12 protein-coding genes are annotated in these 15,868 nt (G+C 50.4%); 11 read left to right on the top strand and 1 reads right to left on the bottom strand.

Features of this window, described 5'->3' with window-relative positions:
* Positions 1–61 precede the first annotated feature (61 nt).
* From gluQRS to acs, 10 genes are all read left to right on the top strand, one after another.
* The gene (gene gluQRS / locus B067_RS0109215; RefSeq protein ID WP_019529794.1) at positions 62–979 is read left to right on the top strand and encodes a tRNA glutamyl-Q(34) synthetase GluQRS; all 918 of its coding nucleotides are present in this window, start codon (positions 62–64) and stop codon (positions 977–979) included.
* A gap of 79 nt (positions 980–1,058) precedes the next feature.
* A complete protein-coding gene (locus B067_RS21955; protein ID WP_019529793.1) occupies positions 1,059–1,235 on the top strand; it encodes a hypothetical protein in 177 nt (58 codons plus the stop codon).
* A complete protein-coding gene (locus tag B067_RS0109205) occupies positions 1,225–4,173 on the top strand; it encodes a sensor histidine kinase (RefSeq protein WP_019529792.1) in 2,949 nt (982 codons plus the stop codon). Before B067_RS21955 ends, B067_RS0109205 begins: the two co-directional genes overlap by 11 nt.
* Positions 4,174–4,277: 104 nt before the next feature.
* Complete coding sequence (locus B067_RS0109200) at positions 4,278–5,747, top strand: sigma-54-dependent transcriptional regulator (protein WP_019529791.1); 1,470 nt, start codon at positions 4,278–4,280, stop codon at positions 5,745–5,747.
* A gap of 899 nt (positions 5,748–6,646) precedes the next feature.
* Positions 6,647–8,026 carry a polynucleotide adenylyltransferase PcnB gene (pcnB, locus tag B067_RS0109195; protein WP_019529790.1) on the top strand — a complete coding sequence of 460 codons (1,380 nt, stop codon included), beginning with the start codon at positions 6,647–6,649 and terminating at the stop codon, positions 8,024–8,026.
* Positions 8,027–8,032: 6 nt separating this feature from the next.
* The gene (gene folK, locus B067_RS0109190; protein ID WP_019529789.1) at positions 8,033–8,515 is read left to right on the top strand and encodes a 2-amino-4-hydroxy-6-hydroxymethyldihydropteridine diphosphokinase; all 483 of its coding nucleotides are present in this window, start codon (positions 8,033–8,035) and stop codon (positions 8,513–8,515) included.
* Positions 8,516–8,544: 29 nt separating this feature from the next.
* Complete coding sequence (locus B067_RS0109185; protein WP_019529788.1) at positions 8,545–9,225, top strand: deoxynucleoside kinase; 681 nt, start codon at positions 8,545–8,547, stop codon at positions 9,223–9,225.
* Positions 9,226–9,240: 15 nt separating this feature from the next.
* On the top strand, positions 9,241–10,035 hold the full coding sequence (gene panB / locus B067_RS0109180; protein WP_019529787.1) for a 3-methyl-2-oxobutanoate hydroxymethyltransferase: 795 nt from the start codon (positions 9,241–9,243) through the stop codon (positions 10,033–10,035).
* Between the two features lie 321 nt (positions 10,036–10,356).
* Entirely contained in the window at positions 10,357–11,241 is an 885-nt protein-coding gene (panC, locus tag B067_RS0109175; protein WP_019529786.1) for a pantoate--beta-alanine ligase, read from the top strand.
* 636 nt (positions 11,242–11,877) lie between these two features.
* The gene (gene acs, locus B067_RS0109170; RefSeq protein WP_019529785.1) at positions 11,878–13,815 is read left to right on the top strand and encodes an acetate--CoA ligase; all 1,938 of its coding nucleotides are present in this window, start codon (positions 11,878–11,880) and stop codon (positions 13,813–13,815) included.
* A gap of 98 nt (positions 13,816–13,913) precedes the next feature.
* On the opposite strand, the gene B067_RS0109165 is transcribed toward acs, so the two are convergent.
* Positions 13,914–14,909 (bottom strand): integron integrase, encoded by a 996-nt coding sequence (locus B067_RS0109165; protein ID WP_019529784.1) that lies wholly within the window; start codon positions 14,907–14,909, stop codon positions 13,914–13,916.
* Between the two features lie 764 nt (positions 14,910–15,673).
* Between B067_RS0109165 and B067_RS20015 the strand changes: the two genes are divergently transcribed.
* On the top strand, positions 15,674–15,868 hold a 195-nt coding region (locus B067_RS20015), incomplete at its 3' end, for a transposase (RefSeq protein ID WP_420806529.1).

The raw sequence follows: 15,868 nt of genomic DNA, 5'->3' as shown, positions 1-15,868 counted from the left end.
AGGCAGTGCTTATCACTGCCTTTTTTATTGCTCATTTTTTAGCTACATCGTACAGCGTCTTATGACTCTACACTCCGCCCCCAACAGCGCCGCCACGTATATTGGCCGCTTCGCGCCCTCGCCTACCGGCCCGTTACATATTGGCTCGCTTATCGCCGCCCTAGCCAGCTATTTGGATGCCAAAGCGCAACAGGGCTTGTGGTTACTGCGCATGGAAGACCTAGACCCACCTCGCGAACAAGCCGGCGCGGCGCAAAGCATACTGCACTGCCTGCAAAGCCACGGACTTCACTGGGATGGCGAGGTACTGTGGCAAAGCCAGCAGCAACAACGTTATCAAAATGCGGTGGCGCAACTGTTAGCCGAGGACAAGGCTTTTTACTGCCGTTGCAGCCGCAGCCAATTGGCGGCGCAACGAGGAATACACCGAGGCAATTGCCAAGCGCAAGCACCCTATAGCCATTGCGCTGTGCGCTTGGCCGTCACCGAGCAAACCCTAGGCTTTGACGACCCACTACAGGGCCGCTTGCAACAAGCCTTAGCCAGCGAGGTCGGCGACTTTGTGATACAACGTAAAGACCAGCTGTTTGCCTACCAATTAGCGGTCGTGTTAGACGATGCCTTACAGGGCGTCAGCCATGTGGTGCGCGGTTCCGACTTATTGGACTCCACCCCCAGGCAATTATTGTTACAACAACAACTGGCCCTGGCCACACCAAAGTATGTACACATCCCCATTATCGCCAACAGCGTGGGCGACAAACTCAGCAAGCAAACCTTTGCCCCGGCATTGGCAACGCAGCAAGCCTGCCTCAACTTATTAAAAGCACTGTTTTTTTTAAACCAGCCTTTACCACCCAAAACACAGCAGCAGAACTGCCAACAGATTTTACACTGGGCGATAGCGCACTGGTCGCTGGCCGCCGTGCCCCACTGCAGCGCTATCGATGAAATATGTTTGCAGCACTTTGCATCTTAAGCAGAGCTTGAGTAGTATCAAAACCCAATAAACTAGCTCTGCTACTACGTTTACCACTGCCATCAACAGCGAAGCCCTTATGCGTATTAACCCCGCCCTGCTGCTACTGATTTTGCTGCTTATCGTTTTTACGCCATCTATACATGAGTGGATTACCGAAACCGACAGCGCCTGGTACCGGCCTTATATCGTCTGGCTGGGTTTAATTATTTTTGTGTACTGGGGTCAGCGGAGCACCACCAATAATGAACATTGATTTATGGCAGCTGTCGCTGTTTGGCATTGCCTATCTTTTATTGTTGTTTGCCATTGCCAGCATGGCCGAACGCGGCCTCATCCCTGAAAAAGTCATACGCCATCCTTTAGTCTACGTGCTATCGCTAGGGGTGTTTGCCAGCGCCTTTGCCATCTATGGGGTTATCGGCCTAGCCCACGAATACGGCTACGGCTTTCTCTCTTACTATTTTGGTATAGCAGGCGCTTTTATTTTTGCGCCGTTAATGTTGCTACCTTTATTACGTATTTGCCGCAGCCAAATGCACAGCTCACTGGCTGATGTTTTAACCTTTCGCTATCACAGCCAATGGGCAGGCTCGGTGATGACCATCTTTATGTTGCTGGCGGTAATGCCGTTACTGGCCATGCAAATTCAGGCGGTGTCCGACTCCCTGCATATTTTATCCACCGATAGCACCCAGCTATTCAGCAATGAAACCCGTCACAACAATGTGGCCCTAGTGTTTTGTTTAATTATTTCAGCCTTTACTATTTCTTTTGGCTCCAGCCACATCACCACCCACGAACGCCACAATGGCCTAGTCGCCGCCATCGCCTTTGAATCACTAATTAAATTACTAGGGCTATTAACCGCTGGCGGGGTCGCGTTATTTTATGTGTTTGATGGCCCTGCCGATCTAGACCAGTGGCTGCTAAACAACCCGCAAACCTTCGCTCTACTCAACACCCCCATGCGGGAAGACTCTGCCCGCTCCATGCTGTTGATTTTCTTTTCCGCAGTGGTGGCCATGCCTCACTTATTCCATATGATTTTTGCCGAAAACCCCAATATTAAAGCAGTGCGCACCGCCATTTGGGGCATGCCCCTGCTGATGCTGCTAATGAGCATACCGGTGCTGCCTATTTTATGGGCGGGTTTTAAGCTCGACAGCGTGCTGCCTTCCGATTATTTTCCTCTAGGTATAGGCATAGAGCTCAAGCAAACGTGGCTGGCCATGGCGGTTTTTATTGCCGGCTTATCTGCCGCCAGCGGTGCCATTATCGTTACCACCCTAGCACTAGCCTCTATGTGCTTAAAACATTTAGTACTGCCCTTTTATAAACCCAGCCATAAAAAAGATATTTACCGCTGGCTACTGTTAATACGTCGCTCGTTAATGGTGGCGATTATTTTAGCGGGCTATGCTTTTTTCCGCTTAATCGTCGGCTATGAATCACTGTCGGGTTTATCACTGGCCTCACTCATCGCCGGCTTACAATTTTTACCCGGCATACTGGCCGCCCTGTATTGGCAAAAAGCCAACCGCAATGGTTTTTTGGCGGGCTTAACCGCGGGGTTTATCGTATGGTTTTTCACCCTGCTACTGCCTATAGTGAGCGAGTTTAACCCCGAGTTTATTCGTCATTTTTATTTTAATTACAGCTACGGCGATTTATGGAATGCCTCCACTATCGTGTCGTTGCTGTGTAATATCGTCACCTTTATTACTGTGTCTTTAGCTACCTACACTAGGCCAGAAGAAATAGCCGCCGCCGAGTTTTGCTCCTCCGATGATTTAAATCGCCCGACTAGGCAGCGGCTGCGCACCAAAAACCCACAGGAAATGAAAGACAAACTGGCCGCGGCTCTGGGGCTACACACCGCCAGCCGAGAAGTGGATAGAGCACTAGAAGAATTGGATATTACTATCTACGAAACCCGGCCGCTGGCATTAAGACGGCTACGCTTTCGTTTAGAGGCCAATCTTTCTAGCCTACTGGGGCCGGCGGTAGCACACGATATGATTATTCAACTGCTAGCCACCAACGAGCATGAGTTTGGCGAGCGTGATGACTTGAATTTAATTGAAGATCAACTGGAAGGCCACAAACACAATCTCACCGGCTTGGCTGCCGACCTCGACAGCCTCAGGCGCTACCACCGTCAAACCCTACAAGATTTACCGGTAGGGGTTTGCTCTATCAGCCAAGACCACGAGATATTAATGTGGAACGACAGCATAGCCAGCATCACCACTATAGACACGCAAGCGGTCACCGGCTCACTGCTACATAAGTTACCCGCTCCTTGGGGGGCGCTACTGCACCGCTTTATCCAGCAACCGGAATTACACCTATATAAACAATATGTAGAAATCAACGGCGCGGCCACCTGGGTCAATCTGCATAAATCCAGCGCCCAGGCCAACCCCGAGCAAGATGGCCAGGTTATCGTGTTAGAAGACGCCACCGACCTGCAGCTACTAGAACACGAACTCACTCACAGCGAACGGCTAGCCTCTATAGGCCGGTTGGCCGCTGGGGTAGCCCATGAGATAGGCAACCCCGTCACCGGTATCGCCTGCCTAGCGCAAAACCTGCGCTATGACACCGACAACCCCGACAGCCTAGCCACCGCCCAAGAGATCTTGCAGCAAACCGACCGTATCTCCAAAATCGTGCAAACCCTGGTGAACTTTGCCCATGCCGGCAACAACCCCCAGCATCAAAATGAAGCGGTAGACATACACAACTGTGCCGCCGAGGCCATACACCTACTCGCCCTCAATACCGAGGCCAAGCCCATAGACTTTCAAAATCACTGCCCCGAGCAACTCTATGCGCTAGGCGACGCCCAGCGGCTGCAGCAAATCATGGTTAACCTGCTAAGCAATGCCCGCGATGCCAGCCCAGCCAATAGCAGCGTGTTAGTCAGCGCCGAACAGCAACAGGGACGGGTACTGATCAGCGTCTCCGATCAGGGCTCGGGTATTAGCAGCGAACAGCAAGAGCAAATCTTCGATCCCTTCTTTACCACCAAAGAGGCGGGTGCCGGCACCGGCCTAGGCTTATCACTGGTGTACAGCATTGTTGAGGATTTAGACGGCAGCATTAGCGTAGAAAGCCCTGTACCCCCTAACCTCAAGGGCACTCGCTTTATTGTTAACCTGCCCGCCACCCTAGCTCAAATTGGTTAAAAAAGTGACAGCCAGTACTATTACCACTTTAAAAAAGCCAAAAGAAAGAGTATGTTGTTCCCCTTGGTAACACTTCCAGCCACAACATAGATTGAGAGCCACACATGGAGCACATTTTAATTGTTGAAGATGAAGCGGTTATACGCACAGCTCTACGCCGTCTATTAGAGCGCAACAATTACCAAGTGAGCGAAGCGGGCTCGGTTAGCGAAGCCTTACAAAACATCAACAAACACAGCTTTGATTTGATTATCAGCGACCTGCGCCTGCCAGGCGCGCCCGGCACCGACCTGATTAAACAGGTAGACAACACCCCAGTACTGATTATGACCAGCTACGCCAGTATGAAGTCGGCGGTAGACAGCATGAAATCCGGCGCCGTCGATTACATCGCCAAGCCTTTTGACCACGACAATCTGCTGCAATCCGTAGCCAATATCATCAGCCAGCACAGCCCCAACAAACACCCTAAAAACACCACCGCCACCCAACACCGTGGCCAGCCCCAGCTAGGTAATATGCTGGGTAGCTGCAAACCCATGCTAGAGCTATACGAACATATTAAAAAGGTGGCCCCCACTGACACCACCGTACTCGTACATGGCGAAACCGGCACCGGTAAAGAGCTGGTAGCCACCTCCATACACAAACTCAGCAGCCGCGCCAACAAACCTATCATCTGCGTCAATTGCGCAGCCATACCCGAAACCCTCATAGAGTCCGAGCTATTCGGCTACGAAAAAGGGGCTTTTACCGGCGCCCACACTAATCGCATGGGGCTGATAGAAGCGGCCGATGGCGGCACCTTATTCCTAGATGAGATCGGCGAACTGCCACTAGAAGCACAGGCGCGACTGCTGCGCTTTATACAAGAAGATGAAGTCCGCCGCATAGGCGCTACTCAAACCATGAAAGTGGATGTGCGTCTTATTTGCGCCACCCACAGAGACCTCAAACACCTATCCGAGCAAAACCTCTTTCGCCCCGACCTCTACTACCGCATCAACGTGATGCAGCTAGTGTTACCGCCACTGCGCAACCGCGGCAAAGACATACTAGAAATTGCCGAAACGCTATTGGGCCGTTGCAGCGAAGAGCACCACAAAGGCCCCATGCACCTATCTCCCAAGGCGGTGCAAGCGATTACCACCTACCACTGGCCAGGCAATGTCAGAGAATTAGAAAACGTCATTTCCCGCGCGGTGATTTTGGCCGAAGGTGATGAGATTAGTGACGATCTGCTCAATATCGACCTCCAGCTGGTGCATGTAAACCAATTACGCAAACCCTTAAACAAAGACGACCTACTACATTTTGAGGCGGCGCCACAAACCAGCCCCTTTGCCAACAACCCCTTCGCCAACACGGCATTCCCCAACAACGGCGCCAACGTACCTGCGCCCACTAAAGACAGCCTATCGCTAGATGACTACTTCCAGCATTTCGTACTGGAACACCAAGACAGCATGAACGAAACCGAACTCGCTAAAAAGCTAGGCGTGAGCCGTAAATGCTTATGGGAACGTCGTCAGCGCCTAGGAATCCCCAGGAAAAAAACCAATAAGCAGGCCTAAGGCTATTATTTTTGTGAAATAATACCGAAAAAAAGGCTTGCCTAGCCGTTTCACAACTATTTCCTCCTATAAAATTTTTTTTGTATTCCTCATAGCTATAAACACGCTGCAAAGCCAAATGTTTATGTTACCCCAACCCTATAAATGTAACAGTCGGCGAAACATTCGGTAACAAAGCCCTCTACCCCTTCGCTACTCTACGTCAAAGAATTATCTAACTCATTGATTATAAAGATATTTAAAAGTTGGCACAGCTAGTGCATTACCCTAGCCATAATAACAATAATAAATAATAATAATATTTTATAAAATAATAATAAAAACATGAGACCTGGATGGGGAAGAGAAATCTTCCCCGTCATCGCTCTCCCCAAGCCTTTATCTACTTATTCCATACCACTACCCTGCATTATCTCAGCTCTGTATTTATCCTAAGCGCCACCGCCCTACTGTTACCCAGTGCGTAGCGTTGTAACACCATTGGTAAGTAATAGTAACAACAGCCATATGCCCCCTCCCCTATACTCTCAAGCCCAAACCCTAACACTTTGATTTAGTTATAAATTATTTTTTGGCATGATAGCTGCACTCCCTTTTCGCAAATAATAATAATGTCTTCCATAATAAAAATAACAATTGAGACCTGGATGAGGGAAAACAGTGTTTTCCCTCCATCATTCCGAACAATTACACCTCCTACAAACCCGCAAAACTATAGTCCAAGCTCTAGCCATAATCCTAACCACAACCACAACCACAACCACAACCACAGCCCAGCTGAACGCTTAGATAACATTTGTGATAATATCGCCCACCATTAACGCGCTCACCATAATCCAGCAGCAACTCGGCTAGGTTTAGGGTTCGCACAACCTTTATTAGTAATAGATCACTCACTTATGCTGAAATGGCTTTCTGGCGCTGGCAACAAATTTAATAGCTGGCTCAACAATAACGACGACGCCCACCCTGGGTCACCCCACATCATCCCCAGAGATCAACACAATATCTCGCGCAAAGATATTAGCCGGGCAGCGCTCAATGTGATTGCCGGCTTGCGCAAGGGAGGGCACCAGGGCTTTTTAGTAGGCGGCGGTGTTCGCGACTTGCTACTAGGCGGCCACCCCAAAGACTTTGATGTCGCCACCGATGCCACCCCCGAGCAAATCGTGCAACTGTTTCGCGGCGCCCGTATCATAGGCCGGCGCTTTAAAATAGTGCATGTGCGCTTTGGCCGCGAAGTGATAGAAGTTACCACCTTCCGCAGTAACCACAGCCCCAAACCGGTACAAGAGCAGGGTCGCCCCGGCAACAAAAAATCGGTACAAAGCGAAAGCGGCATGTTATTGCGCGACAATGTCTTTGGCACGGTAGAAGACGACGCCATACGCCGCGACTTCACCATTAACGCCCTCTATTACACCACCGCCGACTTTGCCATCTACGACTACACCGGCGGCCTATACGACCTAGAACACAAAATCATCCGTATTATCGGCGACCCCGCAACCCGCTACCGCGAAGACCCTGTGCGCATGTTACGTGCCGCCCGCTTTGCCGCCAAGCTGGGCTTTGACATAGAAGAGCACACCGCCGCCGCCATGCCCGAACTGGCCAGCTGCCTCAGAGATATACCCGCAGCCCGGCTATTTGACGAGGTTCTCAAGCTATTTATGTCCGGCCAAGGCCTAGACACCTATAAGCAGCTCAAACACTATGGTTTATTTGCCCATTTATTTCCGGAAACCGGAGAAGTGTTAGCGAGCAACGCCCCCATGGCCGAGCCACTGATAGAACACGCCTTAAGCAATACCGACAAGCGTATTAACCAAGGCAAACCCGTTACCCCCGCCTTTATCTTTGCTGCCCTACTGTGGCCAGCGGTACACCGCCGCCATCTAGAGCTGATGGCCGAACGCATACCCGAAGTGCCCGCCCTGCATCAGGCCAGCCAAGAAGTCGCCAGCCGCCAACAACAGCACACAGCCGTACCCAAGCGTTTTGGCATACCCATGCGTGAAATATGGGACTTACAATTGCGCCTGCCTCGCCGCAGTGGCAAACGCGCCCAAACCCTATTTGAAAATCGTCGCTTTAGAGCCGCCTATGACTTTTTACTGCTGCGCGAACAGGCCGGAGAAGAAACCGGCAACCTAGGCCAATGGTGGACGGACTATCAAAATCAGCCCGAAAACCAGCGCGACCAAATGGCTAAATCACTACGGCCGCCTGCCAACAAGCGCCGCCGCCCCCGCAAGCCCCAGCCCAATAACGAGTAGCTATAGATGACGCTGTGTTTTATAGGGCTGGGCAGCAACTTAGAGAACCCCCAGCAGCAGGTCACCGACGCGGTTAAAGCCCTGTCGCAACTGGCCGATAGCGAGTTGCTAGCCTGCTCGCCCTGGTATGGCAGCACCGCCATAGGCCCCNGCCAACAAAACGATTACATCAATGGCGCAGTGATGCTTAATACCGCACTCAGCGCCTTGGACCTGCTGGACCAGCTGCAAGCTATAGAGCAACAACACCAGCGCGTACGCATAGAACACTGGGGGCCGCGCACCTTGGATTTAGACTTACTAGCCTACGGCGATGCGCTGATAGATCACCCTAGGCTTAGCGTGCCACACCCGCGTATAGCCGAGCGAAACTTTGTGATCTACCCCTTGTACGACTTAGCCCCTGACCTTAAGCTGGCCAACGGGCTGTGCCTAAAAACCCTGCGGCAGCAGTGCGGCAGTGTAGGCCTACACCAACTTAGCGAATAGCAAACAAAAAATAATACGGGAGTATTGCTGTGACCTTAAACGATGAAGCGTCCATCATCGATTTCAAAAACCGCCAACCGCCAGCGTATATCGCCGTGGAAGGCCCCATAGGCGTGGGCAAAACCACCCTAGCCAAACGCCTAGCAGAAACCTTTAACCACCAGGCACTCTTAGAAAATATAGGCGACAATCCCTTTTTAGAAGGTTTTTACCAAAACCAAAAAAATGCCGCTCTGGCCACCCAGCTGTTCTTTTTGTTTCAGCGCGCGCAACAAATTCAAGACCAACGCCAAGCCGACATCTTTGAGCCTGTGCAAGTGTCTGACTTTTTAATCGAAAAAGACCGCCTGTTTGCCCAGCTCACCCTGGACCACAACGAATTTCAGCTATACCAAAAAGTCTACCAACAGCTCACCATAGAAGCCCCCAAGCCCGATTTGGTGATCTATTTACAAGCGCCGGTAGACGTACTAACCTCGCGTATACAAAGCCGAGGCATCACCTTTGAGCAAAATATTTCCAGCGAGTATTTAACTGCCATTAACGCAGCCTATACCGAGTTCTTCCTCTACTACGATGATGCCCCACTGCTGATCATTAACGCCGAAGAAATAGACCTCATTAACCGGCCCAGCGACTACGCCCACTTTGTTGACTACCTGCTCAACATACGCAACGGTCGCCACTACTACAATCCAACCATCTTTTAAGAGCGCCAGCCTATTATGAGAGCCGTTACTATTAACACCCTGCAAGCCCATAAAGCCGCTGGTGACAAATTTGCCGTAATCACCAGCTACGATGCCTGCTTTGCCAACGTGGTAGAAGAAGCGGGTATAGAAGTCATTCTAGTGGGTGACTCTTTAGGCATGGTATTACAAGGCCACGATAGCACCCTGCCCGTGAGTGTCAGCGATATGGCCTATCACACCGCCTGCGTACGCCGCGGTTGTAGCAAGCCCCTAGTCGTCACCGATATGCCTTTTGGCAGCTACAGCAGCACCGACGTGGCCATAGCCAATGCAGTAACACTAATGCAAGCCGGCGCCCAGATGATCAAAGTGGAAGGCGGCGCCTGGCTGCTAGATACCATCCTAGCCCTTACTGAACGCAGCATTCCGGTATGTGGCCACCTGGGACTAACCCCGCAATCGGTTAACAGCTTGGGCGGCTATAAAGTGCAAGGCCGCGAGCCCAAACAAGCGCAGGCTATTATTGATGACGCTAAGCAACTGGAACAGGCCGGCGCCAGCTTGCTGGTGCTAGAGTGCGTACCCGCCGACCTCGCCAAAAAAATCAGCCAGGCCCTGAGCATACCGGTGATCGGCATAGGTGCAGGTGCTGACACCGATGCACAGGTACTGGTACTACACGACCTATTAGGCCTCTCCAGCCATACACCTAAATTTGTACGCAACTTTATGAACGGCAGTGACAGCATCCAGCAGGCCCTCAGCAGCTACCGTGACGCGGTAAAAAGCGGTGAGTTCCCCAGCGCAGAGCACACCTTTGCCGGCTAAAGCCGTTATCCAGCTATCGTTAAGCCGCCCGGCGACAAACCGGGCTAACTACCCTGGCAGCCCCCAATAATCACACTAACAACTCACTTTTGAGTTTTTCAGTAACAAATCACTGTAATTTTTCGTAACAACAGCCCTATTTTTTACACTTTACAGGATTGAACCCCCCTGTTGATTAGGGCATACTTGCCCGCCTAACCACTTTCTGATCAGTAAACAAGCAGCCAGTGGCGACTACGGACTCTAGAAAACAGCGTACAGCCAAACACGTAGCCTTAGCATTTTTATGGCCAGGCCCACGCCACAGTAGAACAAAACTGTATGAAAACATGCACCACTACTAAACAATTACGCAACCTGCTTAGCCGCGAGAAATTGGCCGGCAAGCGCATTGCGTTTGTTCCCACCATGGGCAACCTGCACGAAGGCCACTTGCAATTAGTACGCAAGGCCAAACAGGTCGCCGATGTCGTGGTGGTTAGCATTTTTGTTAATCCGCTGCAGTTCAATGCGCAGGACGACCTCAACAAATACCCTCGCACCCTAGTCGCCGACAAAGAAAAACTCTTTGCCGAAGGCGCGCAATACCTGTTTTTCCCCAGCGTTGACGAAGTGTACCCCGAAGGCATGGCGCAACAGACCAAAGTGTCAGTGCCCGAACTCTCAGAAACCCTGTGCGGCGCCAACCGCCCCGGCCATTTTACTGGCGTAGCCACGGTGGTTTCGAAACTGTTTAACATCGTCTTGCCCGACGTGGCCATCTTCGGTAAAAAAGATTACCAACAGCTCTCCATCATCAAAAAAATGGTGCAAGACCTGTGCATGCCTATAGAGATCATAGGTATAGAAACCGCCCGCGCCGAAGACGGCCTGGCGCTAAGCTCACGTAACGGCCACCTCAAACCTGAAGAGCGCAACACCGCCCCTATACTGCATCAAACCCTGCAATCCTGCCGTGAAGCCATAGCCTGCGGCTACGACAGCTACATAGAATTAGAGCAACACGCGCTGGAAACATTAAAAGCAGCCGGCTTTCAGCCCGACTACTTCTCCATACGCGATGCCTACACCTTAAAAGACGTCACTGACGACACCGAGCTTATCGTTATAGCCGCCGCCGCCCAACTGGGCACACCGCGCCTTATCGACAACGTCACTCTCAACCTCAACCCCAACCAAGACTGGGGTATGTTGGCGACTAACTGATTAGGGCTGCGCCCTAAGAGGTAAGAGGTAAGAGGTAAGAGGTAAGAGGTAAGAGGTAAGAAAGCTTGTGCCGTGGGCTGGCTTAGTGGCAAGCCCTATAGACGTTTATTCCCTTTCTTTTATGTATTTTATTGCGCGTGGTGTGTGGATACCGGCTCGAGGCCGGTATGACTCTGTTGGGGTTTGGCTTGTGTGCCCCAACAACTCACTCAATAAAAACAATCCTTAGATGCTAAGTACCTAGATAAAGCATAACTACAAAAATCAAATACCCCGTCGCAGCCAATGGCCAAAGTACTGCGTGGGCCACGCTGAGCACTCTCCTTGCTCATGGGGCAGGTTCTACCGGCCTTGAGCCGGTACCCAGTGAAAGAGGACATGCACATACCGCCAGAACACACCACCTCTATTGCATTAACCGTGCTTACTCAGCGGCGGCGAGGCATTCACCAACGTTAGTTACCGGCTCGGTGCCCGGTATGACTCAGATAAGATTTAACCCACCCGCACAACAAAAGCTTTTTAAGTTACCCCCGAGCCGGTATGACATCGCCGCCATCTCGCGCTATGATGTTTGCTATGCAGAGTCCTATAAAACACTCATAAGAGCCCCCATAACAGTAATAAGAGATTGCCATGTTTACAGCCAAAACCCATCCCGTGCCCGCCGAATTTGCCGCTAATGCGCATATCAACAACGAACAATACCTCGCTATGTACCAAGCCTCGGTAGATACGCCCGATATATTCTGGGCTGAACAAGCCGAGAAGTTTTTAAGCTGGCAGCAACCTTGGCAGTCAGTTTGCGAATTCGACTTTACTAAAGGCGAAGCCAGCTGGTTTACTGGCGGCAAACTCAACGTGAGCGTTAACTGCATAGACCGCCACTTGGAAAAACGTGGCGAACAAACCGCTATCATCTGGGAAGGTGACGACCCGGACGACGACATCAGCATTAACTACAACGAGCTGCACGAGCAAGTGTGTAAACTGGCTAACGTCTTACGACAACAAGGCGTTAAAAAAGGAGACCGCGTGTGCATCTACATGCCCATGATCGTAGAAGCCGCTTACGCCATGCTGGCCTGTACCCGCATAGGTGCTGTGCACTCAGTTATATTTGGTGGATTTTCTCCCGAAGCCTTAAAAGACCGCATCTTAGATTCCGATTGCCAAGTCGTGATTACCGCCGATGAAGGCGTGCGCGGCGGCAAAGCCATCCCCTTAAAAAAGAACGTCGACCAAGCCCTAGCCAACTGCCCCAACGTGCGCAGCAGCATTGTGGTGAAACGCACGGGTGCTGACATACCTTGGCAGGCAGGCCGCGACATTTGGTACCACGAGGCGATAGAAGACGCCGCCAGTGAATGCGAACCCGAGTGGATGGATAGCGAAGACCCGCTCTTTATACTCTACACCTCCGGCTCCACCGGCAGCCCCAAAGGCGTATTACACAGCACCGGCGGTTATTTGCTAATGGCAGCCATGACCCACAAATACGTCTTCGATTACCACGACGGCGATGTGTTTTGGTGCACCGCCGATGTGGGCTGGGTAACCGGCCACAGTTACACCTTATACGGCCCGCTGGCCAATGGCGGTATTACCTTAATGTTTGAAGGCGTGCCCAACTACCCCGATGCCTCGCGTTTTTGGCAGGTGTGCGACAAGCACCAAGTGAATATCTTTTACACCGCCCCCACTGCCCTGCGTGCATTAATGGGTGCCGGCGATAGCTTTGTTACCAGCAGCTCACGCCAATCCCTCAAATTGCTGGGCACCGTGGGCGAACCCATCAACCCCGAAGCGTGGGAGTGGTATTACAACATCGTCGGCGAAGGCCGTTGCCCCATTGTTGATACGTGGTGGCAAACCGAGACCGGCGCTCATATGCTCACTCCACTACCCGGCGCCACCGCTTTAAAACCCGGTTCGGCCACCCGCCCCTTCTTTGGCGTGCAACCGGTATTGCTGGATAACGAAGGCAAAGAAATTGAAGGCGCAGGCTCCGGCAACCTTGCCATTAAACACTCGTGGCCCAGCCAAATACGCAGCGTGTATGGCGACCACCAACGCATGATAGACACCTACTTCAGCACCTATAAAGGCTACTATTTTACCGGTGACGGCGCCCGCCGCGACGACGATGGTTACTACTGGATTACCGGCCGCGTCGACGACGTGCTTAACGTATCCGGCCACCGCCTAGGCACTGCCGAGATTGAAAGCGCACTAGTACTACACGACGCCGTCGCTGAAGCTGCCGTCGTTGGCTACCCCCACGACATTAAAGGCCAAGGTATTTACGCCTACGTAACATTAATGAACGGGCAACAACCCAGCGACGCGCTCAAGGCCGAACTCATCGCCATGTGCACCCAAGAAATAGGCCCCATCGCCAAGCCCGACTTAATACAGTGGGCACCCGGCTTACCCAAAACCCGCAGCGGCAAAATTATGCGCAGAATTTTACGCAAACTAGCCGCCAACGAAATTGATACACTAGGGGACACCTCCACCTTGGCAGACCCAGCGGTGGTAGATGAGTTAATGGCTAATCGTTTAAATCAATAAACCTGCAGCAGCAATCTAACTTGCAGTAACATAAACCTACAAAAACCAAACCTGCAAAACCAAGCCTGTAAAACAATAAACGGCAATAGTTGTGAAAGCTATTGCCGTTTTATTTTATCTAGAGGGCTTAATACGCCTTTGTCACCCCGATTAACCACATGTGTATAGATTTGCGTAGTCTCAATATTGGAATGCCCCAACAACTCCTGAATAGTCCGAATGTCATAACCGTCTTCTAGCAAGTGCGTGGCAAAACTGTGCCTAAAGCTATGGGTTTTAGCGGGCTTGTGAATTCCTTTCTCTAAAAAAACTCGCCGTAATTTTTTAGATAAACCGCTGGAATGAGCATGATGACGCCTTAGCTCTCCACTGCGTGGGTCGCGGCCAATCGTGATAGAAGGGAATACGTATTGCCACGCCGTTTGTGCCGCAGCCCTAGGATATTTACGATCTAAAGCATCGGGCATATAAACCCGGCCATAACCATCGCGCAGATCTTGTGCATGTAATATTTTCACCCGTTCAATTTGCCGTTGCAGCTCCGCTTTTAAAAAATCAGGCAACATGGTGGTACGATCTTTATTACCTTTGCCTCCGCGAACAAAAACATTGCCACTAGAAAAATCTATATCCTTAACCCGCAACGACAAACATTCAGCTAAGCGTATACCCGAACCATACATCAACTCTGACTGTAACCTAGCTACGCCCTTCAAAGACGTAAAAATTAACTCTAACTCACTCCGACTATATACCACAGGCAAACGTCTGGGCGTGCGAGCGGGCTTAAAACACAAGTCATCCATAGCTATACCCATAAATCGCTTGTAACAATACACTAGGGCATTCAATGCTACCTTTTGGGTATTTACGGAACAAAATTTATATACCGACAGGTAGTTTAGAAACGCTTCAATTTCTGAGGCACCAAGCTTGCTAGGATGCTGCTTGTCGTGAAAATTAATAAAACGCTTAACCCAAGTGATGTAAGTTTTCTCAGTAGAAAAAGACAAACCTTGCGTACGTATGTGTATGCGCAGCAGGTCAAGAAACTTAGGGGCTTTAGCGTTAATAGCGGGGCGTATATCATCCATAGCAACTCTCCTTTTGCTGTATTTTTGAACAGTATATTTAAATTACCTCTAGCGTCAACCGGTAAGATCAGCAGCACATTAACCATTGCCATCACAGATAGGATTATAACTGCTTGATTTTGCAGGATAATTGAAATGATTTATTTAAAGCCCAGCCCAACAAATATAGGAATAGTTCTTATATTTGTTGGATGGAATATGAGAAAAATGTAAATAAGTCGTTGAATTAGAAGGTTTAAAAGCGGTAAAAGTGTCGTAGAATGCCTAGCAATATAAGAAGGGACATATAAGAACTGTTCCCAAGAATAAACTGTTATGCGCTCAAAAAACTTTGGTGCTTGCACGCCACCCTTGCATAGGTCAGTTTACTTTTGAAGCATTGTCAGCTGTGTATTATTACCAAAATAAGTAGTACCGGCAGAAGAGAAATATCACTACAATTATCGAATAATTAGTAGCAATATCGCATTAGGGTGGCTCGACGTTATCGTGCCAAGCAATGTCACTGCTAACTCATAGGGCAGTTTGGCCGCTGAGGCGGCGTAAAGGTAAGTGCCACATTAAGGTGGTTCTAAAATAATTAATCGCGAGTTTTAGCTATATGTATTTTAAGGTTCGCATAACAAGGCCAAGCACGCACGCCGCTGCGCGGCTGGACGTCAAAGCTGCGCTTTGCCGCCCGTGTTGGCGGCGTTGAGGCTGTAGAAAAACTTAATATTCTCGGTGTTTTTTGATAAAATACGGCATCTACACGGAGAGTCTACATGCCAAATTTCAAATCCTACGATTACAACCAAACAGCCATGGTTGTTATTAACTTCGAAGAGCAGCTTCAGCCCAATACCTTCGAATATACACTTCATCATCTCATCAGCAACCGCCTTGATTTATCTGCCTTCAACGACAAATATAAAAACGATAAAGGCGGCCGATCAGCCTACGACCCAGCGGTACTGTTA

Source organism: Dasania marina DSM 21967, assembly GCF_000373485.1.
Lineage (GTDB): Bacteria > Pseudomonadota > Gammaproteobacteria > Pseudomonadales > Dasaniaceae > Dasania > Dasania marina.
The sequence above is the reverse complement of the archived record's forward strand: the minus strand, read 5'-3'. Positions and strand labels throughout refer to the sequence as shown.

Bases quoted from the DNA above. Each gene is read 5' to 3' on its own strand.
- B067_RS21955 (WP_019529793.1), top strand. From the start codon at position 1,059: ATGCGTATTAACCCCGCCCTGCTGCTACTGATTTTGCTGCTTATCGTT.
- gluQRS (WP_019529794.1), top strand. From the start codon at position 62: ATGACTCTACACTCCGCCCCCAACAGCGCCGCCACGTATATTGGCCGC.
- B067_RS0109200 (WP_019529791.1), top strand. From the start codon at position 4,278: ATGGAGCACATTTTAATTGTTGAAGATGAAGCGGTTATACGCACAGCT.
- panB (WP_019529787.1), top strand. From the start codon at position 9,241: ATGAGAGCCGTTACTATTAACACCCTGCAAGCCCATAAAGCCGCTGGT.
- acs (WP_019529785.1), top strand. From the start codon at position 11,878: ATGTTTACAGCCAAAACCCATCCCGTGCCCGCCGAATTTGCCGCTAAT.
- B067_RS0109205 (WP_019529792.1), top strand. From the start codon at position 1,225: ATGAACATTGATTTATGGCAGCTGTCGCTGTTTGGCATTGCCTATCTT.
- panC (WP_019529786.1), top strand. From the start codon at position 10,357: ATGAAAACATGCACCACTACTAAACAATTACGCAACCTGCTTAGCCGC.
- B067_RS0109165 (WP_019529784.1), bottom strand. From the start codon at position 14,909: ATGGATGATATACGCCCCGCTATTAACGCTAAAGCCCCTAAGTTTCTT.
- pcnB (WP_019529790.1), top strand. From the start codon at position 6,647: ATGCTGAAATGGCTTTCTGGCGCTGGCAACAAATTTAATAGCTGGCTC.